This window comes from Streptomyces sp. NPDC056948 (genome assembly GCF_042674225.1).
GTDB classification, from domain to species: Bacteria; Actinomycetota; Actinomycetes; order Streptomycetales; family Streptomycetaceae; genus Streptomyces; species Streptomyces purpurascens.
In genome coordinates this window covers 1-17,096 of the sequence record NZ_JBHUQX010000189.1, presented here as the reverse complement: position 1 = coordinate 17,096, position 17,096 = coordinate 1, and the positions used below count along the sequence as shown (strand labels likewise).

Here is a 17,096-nt window from a genome sequence, read left to right as displayed (position 1 = left end):
CCGCTGTGGGAGACGGCCGCCGCGGCGCCAGGAGATCTGCCGCCGGTGCGACGGTGTGAGGCGTCGGCAGGGGCGGTGGCGTGACTCATGGGTCTCCTGTCCGGGAGGCGGGTGACGTGCCGTCGCTGCGCTGGGCCTCGGGGGCGCTCCAACTGGCGAGGAGGGCGAGGGTCTGGGCGGAGGCGGAGCCCGGTTCGGCGGTGTAGACGCACATGGTCTGGCCCGGGTCGGCGGGGAAGGCCAGCGTCTCGTGGTGCAGGGTGAACTCGCCGACCACGGGGTGGTGGAAGTGCTGCGTCCCGTGGACGCACTGGGCCACTCGGTGGCTGTCCCACCAGGAGCCGAACTCGGGCACCTTGACGACGGCTTCGCCGATGAGTTCGTTGAGCCGGGTGTCGTCGGGGTGGCGTCCGGCCTCCAGGCGCAGATTGGCCACGACGATCTCCGCGACCTCGTCCCAGTTGCCGTACAGCTCGCGGGCGGCGGGGTCGAGGAGGACGTAGCGGACGAAGTTGCGTTCCCGGTACGGCCGCGCGTCCCAGTCCGTGATCAGGGCGCGGGCCAGTTGGTTGGCGGCCAGCACGTCCTGGCGGTGGTTGACGACGAAGGCCGGTGAGACGCCGTTGAAGAGGTCCAGCATCCGATGGACCTCGGGGCGCACACGCTGCACGCGCTCCGGGCGGCGGCGCCGGGCGCGGGTGGCCGGGGGCCGGGCGAGGTCGAAGAGGTGGCCGCGTTCGTCGTCGTCCAGGCGCAGGGCACGGGCGACGGCGTCCAGCACGGCCTCGGAGACGTTGGGATGGCGGCCCTGTTCGAGGCGGGTGTAGTAGTCCGTGCTCACACCGGCCAGGTGCGCGACCTCCTCCCGGCGCAGCCCCGGCACTCTGCGAACGCCGCCGCCCGGGGGCAGGCCCGCGTCGCCCGGGCTCAGCCGCGCCCGGCTGCTGCGCAGGAAGTCTCCCAGTTCGGCGTTCTGCTCCATCACTCCAGTATTCGCCCGGCGCTTGCCGCTCACCCCGTCCAGGGTGGCCCACCTGGACCCGGGCTCGGCCGGGCCGGGTCCGGCTTATCCGCCTCCGGCCGGAGCCCGGGCCGTCAGGGCCTCCAGGAGAAGGTCCACCGCCTGTTCGAAGGAGCCGTCCGCCATTCCGGGCAGCTCGGGGCGGACCGCGGTGAGGGACGGGTACGTCTCCTGGTCCAGGTCCTGGTAGACGCCCCGCCATGCCCGGTGGTCGGCCTCGCGCTGGTGTCGCGGGAGGGCGTGGAACGCCGCCTCCGTGGCGGCGTGGCTGAGTACGGTGTCGATGAAGGCCAGGTAGAGCCGGGCGGCGTCGGCCGGTGCGAAGCCCGCGTTCAGCAGGAGGCCGATCCCCGTGTCCACGGCGTGGATCTCGTTCCGGCGCCGGGTCACCCGGTGTGCGGCCATGGCGGCCGCCCGGGGATGGGCGAGGTATCCCGCGCGGACCCTCGTCGCCATCTCGCGCAGCGAGGCCACCCAGTCCTCTCCGGGGACGAAGCCGGCCATCGCGTCGCCGATGATGCGGTCGGCGATGGCGAGCACCAGGTCGTCGGTGCCGTGGAAGTAGCGGTACAGAGCGGTCGGGTCGCAGCCCAGTGCCGCGCCGAGCCGGCGCACGCTCAGCGCCTCGGGGCCGTGCTCCCCGATCAGGCGCAGGGCGGTATCGACGATCAACTGCTCCGACAGCACGACACCGGAACGGGTGGGCCGGCGGCGCCGGCGCTCCTGCGGGACGCGGGTGGTCATGACCCGGGCTCCTCTCGTCGCACGCATGTGCAACGCAGTGAACGGCTCCGGCCCCCCTTACGTCAACAGGGTTGACCCAATGTGGACGCCGGTTGTTCCATCACAGTCCCGCGCGGCTCTTCCCACCATTCCCCCGAGGAGCCTTCATGTCGTCCGCACCTCCCCCACCCCGCCCCGCTCTGCGCCGTTCCCTCGGTGTCGTCGACGGCGTCGCCATCGCCGCGTCCAGCACCGCGGCCACCACCAGCATCGCCATCGGCATGGGCACGATCGCCACGGTCGTGGGCCTCCAGGCCCCGGCGCTGCTGCTCCTGGCGTTCCTGCCGGTGCTCGGCATCGCCACCGCCTACGCCCGTCTCAACCGCTCGGAACCCAACTGCGGCAACGGCTACACCTGGGTCGGCAGATCCCTCGGCCCCTGGCCCGGCTTCCTCACCGGCTGGGTGACGCTGGTCGGCTCGGTCATCTTCTGCGCCTACACCAGCGCGATCATGGGCTCGGTCGTCCTGCTCTTCGCCAACAAGGCCGGCCTGACCAGCCTCGCCGGCATCGCCCTCGACCCGACGTCCACCGGTGTCTGCACGGCGGTCGGCCTGGTGATCCTGCTCGCCCTCACGGCCCTGGCCGTCACCGGGGTCCGGAGCGCGACTCGGTTCCAGTTCGCCCTGCTGGTCTTCGAGTACGCGGTGCTGCTGGGCTTCTGCGGCTGGGCCCTGGTCACCGGCGACCACGCCTTCTCCCTCTCCTGGTTCAACCCCTTCGAGATCTCCAGCGGCACCAGCTTCGCCCAGGGCATGGTCCTCGCGGTGTTCTTCTTCTGGGGCTGGGACGCGGCCTTCAGCGTCACCGAGGAGACCAAGCGCCCGGACGACTCGGCCCGCGGCGGTCTCATCGCCCTCTTCGCCATGCTCGGTCTGTTCCTCTTCGCCTCGGTCGCCTTCCAGCGGGAGATGAGCCTGGCCGAACTCGTCCGCAACGGCCCCCAGGCCCTCCCCTACCTCGGGGCGAAACTGGCCGCCGAACCCTGGGCCACCCTGCCCCTGGTCGCGCTGATGTTCTCCGCCGTCGCCTCCGTGCAGGCCACCCTGATCCCCACGGCACGCGGACTGCTCGCCATGGGCCGCGACCGCACCATGGGGCCGCTGTGGACCCGGATCCACCCGCGGTACGGCACACCCGCCGTCGGCACGGCCGTCGTGATGTCCGTCGCCGCCGTGATCGCCCTGGCCGCCTTCGCGATCCCCAAGCTGAGCGACATGCTGCTGGCCGCCGTCAACGCCATCGGCCTGATCGTCGCCCTCTACTACGGCCTCACCGCGCTCGCCTGTGCCGTGCGCTTCCGCTCCGCGCGTCACGCCGGACCACGCGAGGCGCTGCTCGCCGTCGGTGTGCCGGCCGTCGCCGGGCTGGTGCTGCTGGGCCTCGGCGGCTACCTCGGATACTCGTACCTGACCATGAGCGATCACTTCGAACTGAGCCCGGACAACGGCTGGTTCATGTTCTCGCTGCCCGCCGTGATCGTGCTCGCGGGGCTGGGCATGGCGGCCGTGGCCAAGTACGTCCGGCGCTCGCCGTACTTCACGACGGGGCACGGCACCGACGCCGACGCCCTCACCCTCCCGATGGACCGCACGGCGGTCTGAACCCACCTCCATGGAGTTCACCCTCATGTCGCACCCCCACGCCACGGGACCGGCCGACCTCGTCTTCACGGGCGGCCCCGTGCACACCGTCGATCCCGCCCGCAGCCGCGCCACCACGGTGGCCGTGCGCGGCGGGCGGATCGCCGCCGTCGGCCACGACGAGGTGCGCGAGCTGATCGGGCCGCGCACCGAGGTCGTCGACCTCGCCGGAAAGCTGCTGCTGCCCGGCTTCCAGGACGCGCACGTCCATCCGCTGGGCGCGGGCATCGAGCTCGGCCAGTGCCATCTCGGCGACACCGTCGACCCGGCCGAGTACCTGCGCAGGATCAGGGCGTACGCGGACGAGCACCCGGACGCCGAGTGGATCACCGGTGGCGGCTGGTCCCTGGAGGCGTTCCCCGGCGGCTCCCCCACCGCCGCCGCCCTCGACGCGATCGTCCCGGACCGCCCCGTCTTCCTGCCCAACCGCGACCACCACGGTGCCTGGGTCAACAGCCGGGCCCTGGAGCGCGCGGGCATCGACGCCCGTACGCCCGACCCCGCCGACGGCCGCATCGAGCGCGACGCCGGGGGAAACCCCACCGGGATGCTCCAGGAGGGCGCGGTCCACCTGGTGGGCCGGCTTCTCCCGGACCCCACGCCTGAGGAGAAGCTCGCCGCTCTGCTGCGCGCCCAGGCCGTGCTGCACTCCCACGGCGTCACCGCCTGGCAGGACGCCATCATCGGCACGTACGCCAACATGACCGACCCGGCGCCCGCCTACCGGGCCGCCCTCGACCGGGGCCTGCTCACCGCCCGGGTCGTCGGCGCGCTGTGGTGGGACCGCGAGCGCGGCGCCGAGCAGATCGCCGAACTGGCCGCTTCCCGGGACGAGTTGAGCCGGGACCGGTTCCGCGCCGGCACGGTGAAGATCATGCAGGACGGTATCGCCGAGAACCACACCGCCGCGATGCTCGACCCCTACCTGACCGGCTGCGGCTGCTCCTCGGACAACAGCGGGATCAGCTTCGTGGAACCGGACGAGCTGCGGAAGTACGTCACCGAGCTGGACGCGCTCGGCTTCCAGGTCCACTTCCACGCGCTCGGCGACCGCGCGGTGCGTGAGGCGCTCGACGCGGTGGAGTCCGCCCGGGCTGCCAACGGTCATCGCGACACGCGGCACCATCTCGCGCACCTCCAGGTCGTCCACCCCCGCGACCTGCCGCGTTTCCGCGCCCTGGGCGCGAGCGCCAACCTGCAGATGCTGTGGGCCGCGCACGAACCGCAGATGGACGAACTGACGCTGCCCTTCCTGGGCGCGGAGCGCGGCGCGTGGCAGTACCCCTTCGGTGATCTGCTGCGCGCCGGAGCGACCCTCGCCGCGGGCAGCGACTGGCCGGTCAGCAGCCCGGACCCGCTCCAGGCCATCCATGTCGCCGTCAACCGGATCTCCCCCGAAGCACCCGGGGGCACCCCCGCTTTCCTTCCTGAGCAGCGCCTCGACCTGGGCACGGCCATCGCCGCCTACACGGCGGGCAGCGCCTATGTGAACCACCTCGACGACATCGCCGGCAGCATCACCGCCGGGAAGTCGGCCGACCTCGTGGTCCTGGACCGCGACCCGTTCGCGGGCCCGCCCGAGGAGATCGCCGCGACCCGGGTCCTGGAGACCTTCGTCGAGGGGCGGCGGGTCCACACCGTCGGATAAAGGGCCTGAGCGCGGACCCGTAGGCGTGTTCCAATGCACCTGCGGGTTCCGCGTGAAACGGGCAACGGGGGGGGGACGAGACATGGTGGAGTCGCCGGGACGTGAGGCGCTGCGGTCCGTTCTCTGGCTGGTGATCGCTGTCGCGGCTCTCGCGTTCGGGGTGGCGTCAGCCCTCGAGATCCGGGGAGCGCTGGAGCGGGAGCGGGAGTTCCGTGCCGCGCCGGCCTGTGCCTCTGTTCCGGCGCGGGCGTCGGGGTGCGTGTGGGAGCAGGAGTTCACGGTCCGCGAGGCCGACACGAACCGTGGTGAGAGGAACGCGTCCCCGGAGGCGGAGCTGGTGCTGCCGTCCGGCAAGCCGTGGCAGGTGACGTTCCTGCGGGCCGGTCCCGTGGTCTCCGAACTGGAGCCGGACGACAAGGTCGTGGGCCTGATCTGGCACGGGCAGGTCGTGGAGGTACGGGACGCCGACGGGCGGCGGCAGCAGACGTCCGACGGACCCGTGGGGTGGCCCGAGGACCGTCTGGGCGGTGCGCTGGCCTGTGTGTCGTTCGGTCTGACGGCCCTCGTGGGAGGGCTGTGGCCCCTCCTCGCGCGGGGCGACCGGCGGCATGCGAAGGCGGGGATGGTGGTGCGGTGGCACGGCGTCGGCCTGGGCGCGACCGCGATCCTGACCCTCTGGGCACAGTCGGCCAATGACTGGCCGATGTGGGCGATACCGGCGATCTGGGGACCGCTCGCGCTGCTCGTCCTGGCCTCCATGACGGCCTTCGCCATCGCCGCCGTCCGCGGCGACCTGGACGACGCCGCGCCGCGGGAAGCGCAACCGCAGACCACCTGAGGCCAGGCCGCGTGCGCCTCGGGTCTGCCGGGCGTGCACAGGACCGTCCGGGATTTCAGGTCTGCCGGGCGTGCACGGGACTGTTGGCGACATCCTCCGGGCAGGTCCCGTGCGCCTGCCGGGTCCGCCGGTCGCGCCTCCAGTCGAACGTCGCGAGGGCCAGGGAGGCAGCCATGCCGACGAGTGCGGCGCCCAGCGCGACGACGAGGGCGCCCCGGTAGTCGTCGCTCCCGCCGAGCACCAGATAGAAGAGGCCGGGCAGGGCTGCGGTGCCCACGGCGGCGCCGAGCCGCTGCCCGGTCTGCAGAGCGCCGCCCGCCGCACCGGCCATGCGCACGGGCACATCGCGCAGGGTCATGGTGATGTTCGGGGAGATGACACAGCCGCTGCCGGCGCCGCCGAGGAACAGCAGCGGGGCGGCGACCCAGGGCGCGATGTCGAGGGGCACGAAGCGGAGCAGCAGCGCGGTGCCGCCCATGCCGACGATCACAGCCGCGAGACCACCGACGGTGAGCACGCGTCCGAGCCGGTCCACCAGCCGCCCGGCGATCGCGGCGGCGCAGGCGGAGCCGAGGGCGAAGGGGGTCACGGCGAGGCCGGACCGCAGCGGGGAGAAGCCCAGGCCGTCCTGGTAGAAGAGCGCGAAGACCAGCCACACGCCGCTGAAGCCGACGAAGTAGAGCGTGCCGACGCCCGCACCGACGGCGTAGCCGCGCACGGTGGTGAACAGGCGCGGATCGAGCAGCGGCTGGGTACCGCGGGCCACGAGGCGGCGCTGCCGGCGGGCGAAGGCGACCAGGAGCGCGGCACCGGCGAGGAACAGCCACCACAGTCGCCCGAATCCGCCGGAGCCCGCCTGGACCAGCGGAAACATGAGCGCGAGGACGCCGAGGCCCAGGAACAGGACCCCGGGCAGGTCCACATGTCCCCGGCCGGAGCGCCGGGTACGGGGCAGCAGGCGGCGGCCGAGGAGGACGGCCAGGATGCCGATGGGGACATTGACGTAGAAGATCCATCGCCAGCCCTGGGCGCCGTCGGCCAGGGCGAGGATCATGCCGCCGACGAGGGGACCGACGGCGGAGGAGATGCCGACGGTGGCGCCGAAGAACCCGAAGGCGCGACCGCGTTCGGCACCGCGGAACATCTGCTGGATGAGCGCGGAGTTCTGGGGCGCCATGAAACCGGCGGCCAGGCCCTGGGCGAGCCGGGCCGCGATCAGCAGCGTGATGCCGGGGGCCGCCCCGCAGGCCGCGCTGAAGACCACGAAGCCGCTGAGGGCGAGCAGGAAGATGCGGCGGCGGTCCAGCGCGTCACCCAGGCGGCCCGCGGTGACGAGTGCGAGAGCGAAGGCGAGAGCGTATCCGGACACCACCCACTGCACCTGCGCGGGCGAGGCGTGCAGGCCGCGCTGGACGGAGGGCAGGGCGACCACCACGATCGAGACGTCCAGCAGGCTCATGAAGCCTGCCACCAGCGTGACCCACAGGGCCCGCCACCGGCGCGGATCCGGCTCGTACCCGGCAGCCTCCTCGGCCGACGCTGTCACCTGGGCTCCTCTCACCCGGGGCCCCGCCTTCACCCCCGGGGGAATCACGTTCCCCCACCAGGGGACGGGCACACGCCACCGCCCGCAAGCGGAACCGGCCGGACGCCGGGAAGATCGTCTGTGACGTGGACGAGCGTTTGAGCGGGCGAGAACTGTGCAGGCGTTGTGCTTGGGAAAACGACCGGCGAAAGGAACGACGTAATGGCGGCGCCCGACAATGACGAGTCGGTGGATCCCGCGGCTGTGAGACGACACCGGGTTCTGTTCCGGGCGATCGAGAAACGACGCCACCCGAAGCTGCGCCGCAGCGACATCACCGTGACCGACGACGCGGCGGTCAAGCGCGCCACGAAGGCCGCCGCCCTCGGCAACGCGATGGAGTGGTACGACTTCGGGATCTACAGTTATCTGGCGGTGACCATCGGGAAGGTCTTCTTCCCGTCCGGGAACGACACCGCCCAGTTGCTCAGCTCCTTCGCGACGTTCGCGGTGGCCTTCCTGGTGCGTCCGCTCGGCGGCATGGTCTTCGGGCCGCTGGGCGACAGGGTCGGCCGCAAGCGCATCCTCTCCCTCACCATGATCATGATGGCGGTGGGGACCTTCGCCATCGGCCTCATCCCCTCGCACGACGTCATCGGCTTGTGGGCCCCTGCCCTGCTGATCTTCTTCCGGCTGGTGCAGGGCTTCTCGACCGGCGGGGAGTACGGGGGCGCCTCGACGTTCATCGCGGAGTACGCGCCCGACAAGCGGCGTGGCTTCTTCGGCAGCTTCCTGGAGCTGGGCACGCTCGGCGGCTACGTCGGGGCCTCCGGTCTCGTCGTCGTCCTCAACAGCGTGCTCAGCGCGGAGGAGATGCTGGCGTGGGGCTGGCGCATCCCCTTCCTGGTCGCGGCGCCGCTCGGATTCATCGGCCTCTATCTGCGGCTCAAGCTGGACGAGACGCCCGCCTTCCAGAAGCTGGAGGGCGGCCAGGTCAAGGCGAGCGAGGCCGCCGATTCCGTGGAGACCTCGGCCACCGGTGACCTCGGCAAGATCTTCACCCGGTACTGGCGGCCGCTGCTGCTGTGCCTCGCGCTCGTCGCGGCGTACAACATCAACGACTACATGCTGCTGTCGTACATGCCGACGTACCTGTCCGACGAGCTGGGCTACGGCACCAATCACGGGCTGCTGATCCTGCTCATAGTGATGGTTCTCCAGATGTGCGTCATCAACTATGTCGGGCGGCTGTCGGACCGCTTCGGGCGCAAGCCGCTGCTGATGACGGGGATGCTCGGCTTCCTCTTCCTCTCGCTGCCGTCCTTCTGGCTCATCCGGCAGGGAAGTGTTCTCCTCATCGCCCTGGGCCTGCTGCTGATGGGGCTCTCCCTGGTGACGATGCTCGGCACGATGTCGGCGGCGCTCCCGGCGATCTTCCCCACCCATGTCCGCTACGGGTCCCTCTCGGTCGCCTACAACCTGGCCACCTCGCTCTTCGGCGGCACGACGCCCCTGGTGATCACCGCTCTGATCAGCGCCTTCGACTCGACCCTCATGCCGGCGTACTACGCCACGGGTGCCGCCGTCATCGGCGTCATCGCCGTCCTGTGCATGCGGGAGACCGCCAACAAGCCGCTGGCGGGCTCGCCGCCGTCCGTGGAGACGGAGGCGGAGGCGGAGGAACTCGTCCAGGCGCAGTCCCCCCAGCCCAAGTTCTGACCGACGCGAAAAGCCCCGTCCGCAGGGTGTGGGCGGGGCCTTTCGCGGTCGGGGCCTTTGGCGGTTGAGGCCGGGTGGGCCGGGAACGCGGTGCGCTGTACGCCCCCGAGGCAAGGCAGGTACCGCGATGACCGAGTACGAACGTTCACGCACGATGCCCGCACAACCGGAGCATGTCTTCGACGAGGCCGCGAACGTCGGACGGCTGGACTCCTGGCTGCCGGAAGCCGTGCATGTGCGGGCCGAGGAACTGCCCGCCGTCACCGTGCACGAGGACCGCACGGACGAGGACACCTCCGCCCTGCTGCGCGCCCGGCGCGATCAGATGCGGATCGAGTGGGGCACCCGGGACCAGGGCGGCTACGCGGGATGGCTCCAGGTCGCCGGCCTCGGCAGCGGAGCCAGTGAGGTGACGGTGCACCTGTCGTTCTTCAACGCCGGCCACGATCCCGGCGAGCGGGCCGTGGGCGACGCGCTGGACACCAGCCTCGAGCGGCTGGAGGAGCAGGTGCGGCTGCGTGTCGACCACGCGGCCGGCTGACCGGCGGTACACGCCATGGCAGGCGTCGGACAGTACGCCGTCGCCGCGTCCGGACAGTGGACCGACGAGGAGGAGGGTCGGCACCGTCTGCCCTCCGGTGAGGTGCACGCCTGGGAGCCGGGCCGCAACGAGACCGTCTGCGGGCTGTCCCTCAGCCGTTCCCGGCTGATCCGCTTCCCGCACGTCGGCTGGACGGACACCTTCCCGGAGTCCGGCGGCGCGGCGGACCGGGTCCAACGCCAGTGCCCGCGCTGCGCCTCGGCCGCCGGGCGCCGTGGCGGCGACGCCCGACCGCGGTGGCACCGCATCAATCCTCGGCCGTGAGTGCGACCCCACCCGGGGCGCGGGCCGAGGCGCTCGGGCGGGTCTTCCGTCAACCCGCCGGGTGAGCGCCGGACGCCGATGCCCGGCCGTCGCACACCTGGGCGGTGCCACAGGCGGCGGCTCGGGCCCGGAGCGGGACGCCGTTGGTGCGCAGCACCTCGCGGACGTCCAGGATCAGGGAGAACACCTCGTGGTTGCGGTCCTCGCCCTGCTCGTCCCAGGCCCGCTGCTCGGCTTCGACGGCCATGCGGTCCTCGGCGAACACGCGCTCGGTGAAGCGCCTGATGAACGGCCAGGCGAGCTGGAGCGCGCCGGGAACCCGGGGCTTCTCGATCATCAGCAGACCGTAGGTGTGGCAGACGCGCTGCTCGGCGTCCTCGGGCACATAGGCGGCCCAGAGGCGGAAGGCCGGACGCTCGGCGTTCTCCGGGACCAGGTCGAGGGTCTGGTACGGGTATGAGGTGCGGATGGTCATGACGTCGCTGGAGTCGCTGCCCCTGACGCCCTCGGCGGCGAGCAGGCTGGCGCCGCGGTTCCGCTTCCCGCCGGTGTGGGTGAACAGGTAGCGGGCCTCCACCGACCGCGCGTCGGTCCGGTGTTCCAGCAGTTCGGGGTGGAGCTTGCCGACGACGCCCCGGTGGAGGAACTGGTGGTTCATGTCGAGCAGGTTCTCGTGCATGAACGAGTAGTGGCAGCGCACGGTCCGTGAGTAGGTCATGGTCTTGTACCGCGGTGAGCCGAAGGCCGGCAGTTCGGGCAGGGCGGTGCCGGCCGCCTTGTCCGGGTCGCCCGGGAACACGAACACCAAGCCGTAGGCCTCGCGGACGGGGTAGCCGCGCACACCGCGCGGCGGCCGGCCGTCTTCGCGGGACAGGTACGGGATCTGCGAGATGCGGCCGTCGCCGCGATAGGCCCAGGCGTGGTAGCAGCAGCGGAGGGTGTCGCCCTCCACCACGCCCATGCTCAGCGGCACCTGGCGGTGCGCGCACCGGTCCTCCAGCGCGTGCACGGCGCCGCTCTCCCCGCGGTAGAGCGCGATGCGCTCACCGGCGAAGGCCGTCGCCACCACCCGCTTGCTCCGGACGCTACGGGACAGTGCGACCGGGTACCAGAAGTCGGGGTGCGCGCCGACGCGCCTGAGGTCAACCGTGCCGGTAGCCGCGTCGGGGTGCGGCGAGGGCCGGCCGCTTGCGTCCTCGGCGGGGAAGGTCCTGGCCCTGTCGGTCTCGGTCATGCCTCTCCCTCGCACGCACACGGCTGTCCCGGGCTCCTCCATCCTGAAGGGCGCGTCCGAGCCACGCCTTGCCCAGCGCGTGCGGACGGGTGACTTCGTGTTCAGTGGGCGAAGGGCGGCGCGAAGCAGCCGCTCTCCGGGTACGGGCCGTTGGCCACCGCCGCGAAATTCGTCTTCTGTACGAACGCCATGACGCAGGCGTCGTCGTGCACGCGCAGGGCGACTTCCGCCCCCTCGGGCGTCACGTAACCGTCGTCCTTCCAGCGCGAGGGCATCTTGGTGACGGTGAGCGTCCCGCCGAGCCGCTTGCCGTCCGGCGTGACGCGCTCCTCCTCGTAGCCGAGCCGGAGCAGGGCCTCGCGCACCGTCGCGGGGTCCCACGTCCGCCGCTTCCACAGCCGTTCGAGCACCGGCCTGATGCGATCGGCCTCCCGCTCGGCGTCCTTCGCGTGGGCCGGAGACATCTCCCCCGGACGACGGTGGCCGTTGTTCTCGTTGTAGTGCGGAGCCCCGTCACCGGCCCCGGGCTCCACATACGGCGAGGCTCCTACGGCACTGGGCGAGGCTTTGGCAGCACTGGGTGAGGGCCCGGCGGACCTGCCGGGCGTGGCCCCGGCCGTCGCGTCCGAGGCGTGCAGATCACCGCAGGCGGTGAGGGTCAGGGTCGCGACGAGGACAAGCCCCACAGCGGCAACAGGGGCCCGGCGGGCGGACGTTGAGGCGGACATGCGGCGACTCTCTCATCGCGACCGGCCGACCGGATCGGTGATTTCGCGGGCCCTACTGAGTACGCGTACTCATGACGGCGGGGCGTCGAGAGACACGGCGAGATCACCCCTCACGCCTCACGTCAGAGCCTGCTCCACTGTGGGGTGGCAGGCGACGACCGCGTCGAGGCCGACGAGCTGGACGACCCGCATCACCGATCCCCGGATTCCGGCCAGGCGCAGCCACCCCTGTGCGGCGTCGGCACGTTGATGGGTGTGGATGAAGACGTTGATGCCGCTGGAGTCGATGAAGGTCACTCCGCTGAGGTCCGCCACGATCCGAGGCGCCCCGTCTTCGCCGTCCCGGGGCAACAGGGCATGCTGCAGTGCGTCCTTGACTCCGTGGTCGATCTCGCCGCGCAGGGTCACGACGCGGATGCCGTCGACGGTGGAGTGCTCGATGGACAGCCGGTCCGGCCGGTCCGTCCCCTGGTTGTCGGTCACCGTCTCCTCAACTGCGCCTGGGCTGCCCCGTGCAACGTCTGTGCCGACGATTGTGCCGCACTCTCCCCGCCGGACGCATCCGATCGGCTGTGCCGAACAACACGCCCGTGGCATGCATGACAAAGTGAGGGGTACACGCAGGCGCGTGAACGGGGAGTAGAAGGACGATGCTTTTGGAGCCGCAACCCGACGGGGACCGTACTGAGCCCGGCGCCCGCCCGCCGCAGGTCGGCTACGCCCTGGGCGGGGACGACGGCTGCATCGCGCAGGCCCGCCACCACGCGGCCGACTTCCTCACCCGGCTCCGGGACGAGCACGACCTGGACGTCTCCGCGCGTGCCATGGACCTGACCCAGCTGGTCGTCAGCGAGCTGGTCACCAACTCCCGCAAGTACGCCCCCGGTCCCGTCCTCATGGAACTGCGCATCATGGGCGCCGCGGTGGAGGTCGTCGTGTGGGACAGCGACCCCGCCGTGCCCGCGGCCCGGGCCGCCGACCCCGACCGCGTCGGCCAGCACGGCCTGGAGATCGTCAAGGCCGTCGCCCAGGACCTCGACATCGAGCGGCAGCCGGTCGGCAAGCGCATCACCGCCCGTATCTCCCTGACCGACACGAGGCCCTGACCGGCACGGCCCTCGCCGCTACTCCTCGATCACCAGCCCCTTCGCCGCGAGCAGCGGCTCGAGCCCGCAGATGTCGATGACGGTCCTGCCCGCGCGGTACGCGGCGATGTAGTCCGCCTCGGTGTCGACCCGCTCCTGTGAGGCGGCGGCCACCTCGGCGGCGTCCTCGCGGCGGACGAGGACCACGCCGTCGGCGTCGGCCCGCATCACATCACCGGGGCGGACGAGCACGCCGCCGACGGTGACGGGCTCGCACATCGGTCCGACGGTCTCCTTGACCGTGCCCTTGATGGAGATGCTGCGGGAGAAGACGGGGAATCCCAGGGCGCGCAGGTCCTCGGTGTCCCGGACGCCCGTGTCGGTGATCAGGCCGCCGAGCCCCTTGGACTGGCAGGCGTTGGCGAGGACGTCCCCGAAGGAGCCCGCCTCCTCGTAGGCGCCGGCGGAGACGACGATGACGTCCCCGGGGCGGGCGTAGGCGATGGCGGTCTGCAGCATCAGGTTGTCGCGGGGTGCGCACTGGACCGTGAAGGCGGGGCCGCACAGGGACATGCGGTGGTCGACCGGTTTGATGACCGAGTCCAGCGCGCCGAGCCGGCCCTGTGCCTCGTGGATGGTGGCCGAGGAGAAGGCCCGCAGCCGCTCGACCAGAACGGCGTCCGGCCGCTCGAACTTCGTGCTGACGCGGATCATGACGACCTTTCAGACGGAGGGAAGGGCGGAGGGAACGGTGGAGGGAGCGGAGGACAGGTCGACGCACGCCGCCGCGATGCGCGCGCATGCCTCGGTGAGCACGTCCGTCGACGTGGCGAACGAGATGCGGAAGTAGCCGGGCGCGCCGTACGCGGCTCCGTGGATCACCGCTACCTGCCGGCTGTCGAGGAGGTAGCGGGCGAAGTCCTCGTCGTTCTCGATCCGGCTTCCCGACGGGGTGGCCTGCCCGATCGCGCCCTGGCAGTTGACCAGGAGGTAGAAGCCGCCGTCGGGGACGGTGCAGCCGAGACCGGGAACGTCGTTGATGAGCTTCACCGTGGCGTCGCGGCGTGCGCGGTAGACGCGCACGGTCTCCCGGACGAAGTCCTGCGGTCCGGTGAGCGCGGCAGCGGCGGCGGCCTGGCTCACGGAGGAGGGGCAGGAGGAGGTCTGGGACTGCAGCGTGTTGATCGCGGTCACCAGGTCCGCCGGGCCCACGCCGTAGCCGATGCGCCAGCCGGTCATCGCGTACGTCTTGGAGACGCCGTTGGTGAGGAACACCCGCTCGGCCAGGAGGGGTTCGACGGCGGCCAGGGACGGGGCGTCCTCCTCGCGGTACCAGATCTCGTCGTAGATCTCGTCGGTGAGGACCCGCACCTGCGGATGGTCCAGCAGCACCTGGGCGAGCGCCCGCAGTTCGGCGGTGCTGTAGGCGGATCCGGTCGGGTTGCCGGGGGTGTTGAGCACGACCCAGCGTGTGCGCGCGGTGATCGCCGCCCCGAGCCGCTCCGGAGTGAGCTTGAAGCCGTCCGCCTCGGGGCAGTCGACGACGACCGGGGTGCCGTCGTTGGCGCGCACCATGTCCGGGTAGGACACCCAGTACGGGGCGGGGACGATGACCTCGTCCCCTTCGTCCAGGGTGGCCATCAGGGCGAGGAAGATGACCTGCTTGGCGCCGCCGCCGACCGCGATGCGCGCGTCGGTGCACTCCAGCCCGTGGCGCTCGCGGAGCTTGGCGGTGATCGCGGCGCGCAGGCCCGGCGTGCCGTTGACGGGGGTGTACTTGGTCTCGCCCGCCTGGATGGCCTCGATCGCGGCGGCCTTGACGTGCTCGGGGGTGTCGAAGTCGGGCTCGCCCACGGTCAGGTCGAGGATGGTGTGGCCCTGGCTCTTCAGCTCGCGCACGCGCTGGGCGGCCGCCGTGCTGGGCGAGGGCTTGATACGGCGTACCCGCTCTGCCGTGTCCATGTGATCAGCCCTCCCTGCGCTCGAAGTTGAGGCCGCCGGGGACCTGGAAGGTGGGCAGGATCTCGATGTGTCCGATGTTGACGTGCCGGGGTGAGTCAACGGCGAACTCGAGGGAGTCGGCGATGTCCTCGGGCTTGAGGGACTCGTAGCCGTCGTAGAACCGCCGCTGGGCCTCCTCCATGTCGCCGAGCAGACGGCCGAAGATCTCCGTCTCCACGCGCCCCGGGCAGATCTCGGTGACGCGGACCCGGCGGCCGTAGCCGTCGACCCGGAGCTGGCGGGAGAGGGTGTGCACGGCGGCCTTGGTGGCGTGGTAGATGGTGTTGCCGCCGAAGTTGTAGACGCCGGCGATGGAGCTGATGTTGACGATGTGGCCGAGGTCGCGCTCGACCATGCCGGGCATGAGCAGACGGACCAGGTGCAGGACGGCCTGGATGTTGACGGCGACCTGCTCGTCGACGGCGAACTCGTCGGCGGTCAGGATGTTGCCGGTGCGTGAGACGCCCGCGTTGTTGACGAGGACGTCGATCTCCAGGCCGTCCAGTGCGGCGGTGAGCGCCTCGGTGTCGGTGATGTCGACGGCGTGCGGGATGCAACCGGTGTCGCGGGCCAGGGCGTCGAGCCGATCGGCGTTGCGCGCCACCGCGTGAACCTCGAGGCCGCGCTTGGTGAGCCGCTCGACGACCACGGCTCCGATGCCGGTCGACGCTCCGGTGACGAGGGCCGTCCTGTAGTCGGAGATGGGCATGCTGCTGTGCTCCTTGGGAGTGGGGGGTGTGGTGTGCGGGTGCGTGGGTCTGTCAGGCGTCGCGCAGGGGCAGGTGGGCGCGGTCCTTCACCCGGGACACGGCGATGAGGGTGCCGAGGGCGGTGACGACGGCGTAGAAGGCCGGCATGTTGACGTTGCCCGTCTGGGCGATGAGGTAGGTCATCAGCAGCGGGGCCGTGCCGCCGAAGAGGGCGGAGGAGACGTTGTAGCCCAGGCCGTAGGCGGAGTAGCGCACACGGGTGGGGAACAGCTCGACGAGCAGGATGTGGATGACGCCGGTGTGCCCGGCGAACACGACGGCCATGACACAGGCGCCGACGACGGCGAGGGCGAGGTTGCCGGTGCCGATCAGCAGGTAACAGGGGATGCCGACGACGGCCATGGCGATCGCCGAGCCGGCGATGACCTTCTTGCGTCCGATCCGGTCGGAGAGACGGCCCATGTAGGGGATGGCGATACAGATCGCGACCAGGCTGGAGGCGGTGACGAGCAGCCCCTGGACCTTGCCGAAGTCGAGCTCGCTGCTCATGAAGGTGGGCATGTAGCTGAACAGGACGTAGTACCCGGAGCCGTTCATCAGGGGGATGAACAGGGCCAGCAGCATGGCGCGGCGGTGCTCGGCGGAGGCGAACGCTTCCTTCAGGGGGTTCTTGGACAGGCCGCCCTGTTCCTTCAGGCGGTTGAAGTTGGGCGTGTCGCTGATCCGCTTGCGGATGTAGATGCCGGTGATGCCGAGCGGGACGGCGAGCAGGAACGGTATGCGCCAGCCCCAGGACTCCATGCGCTCGTCGCCGAGTCCGCTGGTCATGGCGGCGGCGACCAGCGTGCCGGTGAGCAGGGAGAGGAAGGAGGCGATCTGCGCGTAGCTGGTGTAGAGGCCGCGCTTGCCCTCCGGGGCGTGCTCGGCGAGGAAGCTCATCGCGCCCGACGCCTCGCCGCCGACGGAGAAGCCCTGGGCGACGCGCAGCAGGATCAGCAGGATCGGCGCCGCGATGCCGATGCTCGCGTAGGTGGGCAGGATGCCGATGGCCGCGGTGGCGACGCTGATGAGCATGATGACGAAGACCAGCATCCGCTGGCGCCCCATGCGGTCGCCGAGGTGTCCGCAGATGACGCCGCCGAGGGGGCGGAAGAAGAAGGAGACGGCGTACCCGAGGAAGACGAGCATGATGGCGTCGTCGGAGCCGGGAAAGAAGACGGCGGCGAGCGTTCCGGCCATGAAGCCGAAGATGCCGTTGTCGTAGAGCTCGGCGAAGATGCCGACGCATCCCGCGAG

The 17,096-nt window shown here is 71.3% G+C and carries 17 protein-coding genes; 7 read left to right on the top strand and 10 right to left on the bottom strand.

Going from position 1 to position 17,096, the window contains the following annotated elements:
* Positions 1 to 85: 85 nt before the first annotated feature.
* Complete coding sequence (locus tag ACFTZL_RS24010; RefSeq protein WP_382586381.1) at positions 86 to 982, bottom strand: helix-turn-helix transcriptional regulator; 897 nt, start codon at positions 980 to 982, stop codon at positions 86 to 88.
* Positions 983 to 1,066: 84 nt separating this feature from the next.
* On the bottom strand, positions 1,067 to 1,765 hold the full coding sequence (locus ACFTZL_RS24005; RefSeq protein ID WP_382586378.1) for a TetR/AcrR family transcriptional regulator: 699 nt from the start codon (positions 1,763 to 1,765) through the stop codon (positions 1,067 to 1,069).
* 146 nt (positions 1,766 to 1,911) lie between these two features.
* Here ACFTZL_RS24005 and ACFTZL_RS24000 point away from each other — a divergent pair, with 146 nt between their 5' ends.
* The 3 genes from ACFTZL_RS24000 to ACFTZL_RS23990 all read left to right on the top strand — a co-directional run bounded on the left by ACFTZL_RS24000 (position 1,912) and on the right by ACFTZL_RS23990 (position 5,933).
* Positions 1,912 to 3,408: an APC family permease gene (locus tag ACFTZL_RS24000; RefSeq protein WP_382586377.1), complete on the top strand. Its 1,497-nt coding sequence runs from the start codon at positions 1,912 to 1,914 to the stop codon at positions 3,406 to 3,408.
* A gap of 25 nt (positions 3,409 to 3,433) precedes the next feature.
* Positions 3,434 to 5,095: an amidohydrolase gene (locus tag ACFTZL_RS23995; protein WP_382586374.1), complete on the top strand. Its 1,662-nt coding sequence runs from the start codon at positions 3,434 to 3,436 to the stop codon at positions 5,093 to 5,095.
* 82 nt (positions 5,096 to 5,177) lie between these two features.
* Positions 5,178 to 5,933 carry a hypothetical protein gene (locus ACFTZL_RS23990; protein WP_382586372.1) on the top strand — a complete coding sequence of 252 codons (756 nt, stop codon included), beginning with the start codon at positions 5,178 to 5,180 and terminating at the stop codon, positions 5,931 to 5,933.
* A gap of 55 nt (positions 5,934 to 5,988) precedes the next feature.
* Here the strand turns inward: ACFTZL_RS23990 and ACFTZL_RS23985 are convergent, their stop codons facing one another.
* Complete coding sequence (locus tag ACFTZL_RS23985; RefSeq protein ID WP_382586369.1) at positions 5,989 to 7,479, bottom strand: MFS transporter; 1,491 nt, start codon at positions 7,477 to 7,479, stop codon at positions 5,989 to 5,991.
* 201 nt (positions 7,480 to 7,680) lie between these two features.
* On the opposite strand from ACFTZL_RS23985, the gene ACFTZL_RS23980 reads away from it, so the two are divergent.
* The 3 genes from ACFTZL_RS23980 to ACFTZL_RS23970 all read left to right on the top strand — a co-directional run bounded on the left by ACFTZL_RS23980 (position 7,681) and on the right by ACFTZL_RS23970 (position 10,042).
* The gene (locus ACFTZL_RS23980; protein ID WP_382586367.1) at positions 7,681 to 9,177 is read left to right on the top strand and encodes an MFS transporter; all 1,497 of its coding nucleotides are present in this window, start codon (positions 7,681 to 7,683) and stop codon (positions 9,175 to 9,177) included.
* 127 nt (positions 9,178 to 9,304) lie between these two features.
* Positions 9,305 to 9,718: an SRPBCC family protein gene (locus ACFTZL_RS23975; RefSeq protein WP_382586364.1), complete on the top strand. Its 414-nt coding sequence runs from the start codon at positions 9,305 to 9,307 to the stop codon at positions 9,716 to 9,718.
* Between the two features lie 15 nt (positions 9,719 to 9,733).
* A complete protein-coding gene (locus ACFTZL_RS23970) occupies positions 9,734 to 10,042 on the top strand; it encodes a hypothetical protein (protein ID WP_382586361.1) in 309 nt (102 codons plus the stop codon).
* 49 nt (positions 10,043 to 10,091) lie between these two features.
* On the opposite strand, the gene ACFTZL_RS23965 is transcribed toward ACFTZL_RS23970, so the two are convergent.
* From ACFTZL_RS23965 to ACFTZL_RS23955, 3 genes are all read right to left on the bottom strand, one after another.
* A complete protein-coding gene (locus tag ACFTZL_RS23965; protein ID WP_382586358.1) occupies positions 10,092 to 11,276 on the bottom strand; it encodes a Rieske 2Fe-2S domain-containing protein in 1,185 nt (394 codons plus the stop codon).
* 101 nt (positions 11,277 to 11,377) lie between these two features.
* Positions 11,378 to 12,004 carry a hypothetical protein gene (locus ACFTZL_RS23960; RefSeq protein WP_382586355.1) on the bottom strand — a complete coding sequence of 209 codons (627 nt, stop codon included), beginning with the start codon at positions 12,002 to 12,004 and terminating at the stop codon, positions 11,378 to 11,380.
* Between the two features lie 117 nt (positions 12,005 to 12,121).
* A complete protein-coding gene (locus ACFTZL_RS23955; protein ID WP_382586352.1) occupies positions 12,122 to 12,487 on the bottom strand; it encodes an STAS domain-containing protein in 366 nt (121 codons plus the stop codon).
* 167 nt (positions 12,488 to 12,654) lie between these two features.
* Between ACFTZL_RS23955 and ACFTZL_RS23950 the strand changes: the two genes are divergently transcribed.
* Positions 12,655 to 13,110: an ATP-binding protein gene (locus tag ACFTZL_RS23950; RefSeq protein ID WP_382586349.1), complete on the top strand. Its 456-nt coding sequence runs from the start codon at positions 12,655 to 12,657 to the stop codon at positions 13,108 to 13,110.
* An 18-nt stretch (positions 13,111 to 13,128) separates the two neighbouring features.
* On the opposite strand, the gene ACFTZL_RS23945 is transcribed toward ACFTZL_RS23950, so the two are convergent.
* The 4 genes from ACFTZL_RS23945 to ACFTZL_RS23930 form a co-directional block, all read right to left on the bottom strand.
* Positions 13,129 to 13,803, bottom strand: coding sequence for a 4-carboxy-4-hydroxy-2-oxoadipate aldolase/oxaloacetate decarboxylase (locus ACFTZL_RS23945; protein WP_382586346.1), 675 nt, complete (start codon positions 13,801 to 13,803; stop codon positions 13,129 to 13,131).
* A 9-nt stretch (positions 13,804 to 13,812) separates the two neighbouring features.
* Positions 13,813 to 15,051, bottom strand: coding sequence for an aspartate transaminase (locus tag ACFTZL_RS23940; RefSeq protein ID WP_382586344.1), 1,239 nt, complete (start codon positions 15,049 to 15,051; stop codon positions 13,813 to 13,815).
* Between the two features lie 4 nt (positions 15,052 to 15,055).
* The gene (locus ACFTZL_RS23935; RefSeq protein WP_382586341.1) at positions 15,056 to 15,799 is read right to left on the bottom strand and encodes an SDR family oxidoreductase; all 744 of its coding nucleotides are present in this window, start codon (positions 15,797 to 15,799) and stop codon (positions 15,056 to 15,058) included.
* A gap of 52 nt (positions 15,800 to 15,851) precedes the next feature.
* Positions 15,852 to 17,096: MFS transporter (locus ACFTZL_RS23930; RefSeq protein WP_382586338.1), on the bottom strand; the 1,245-nt coding region annotated here is incomplete at its 5' end.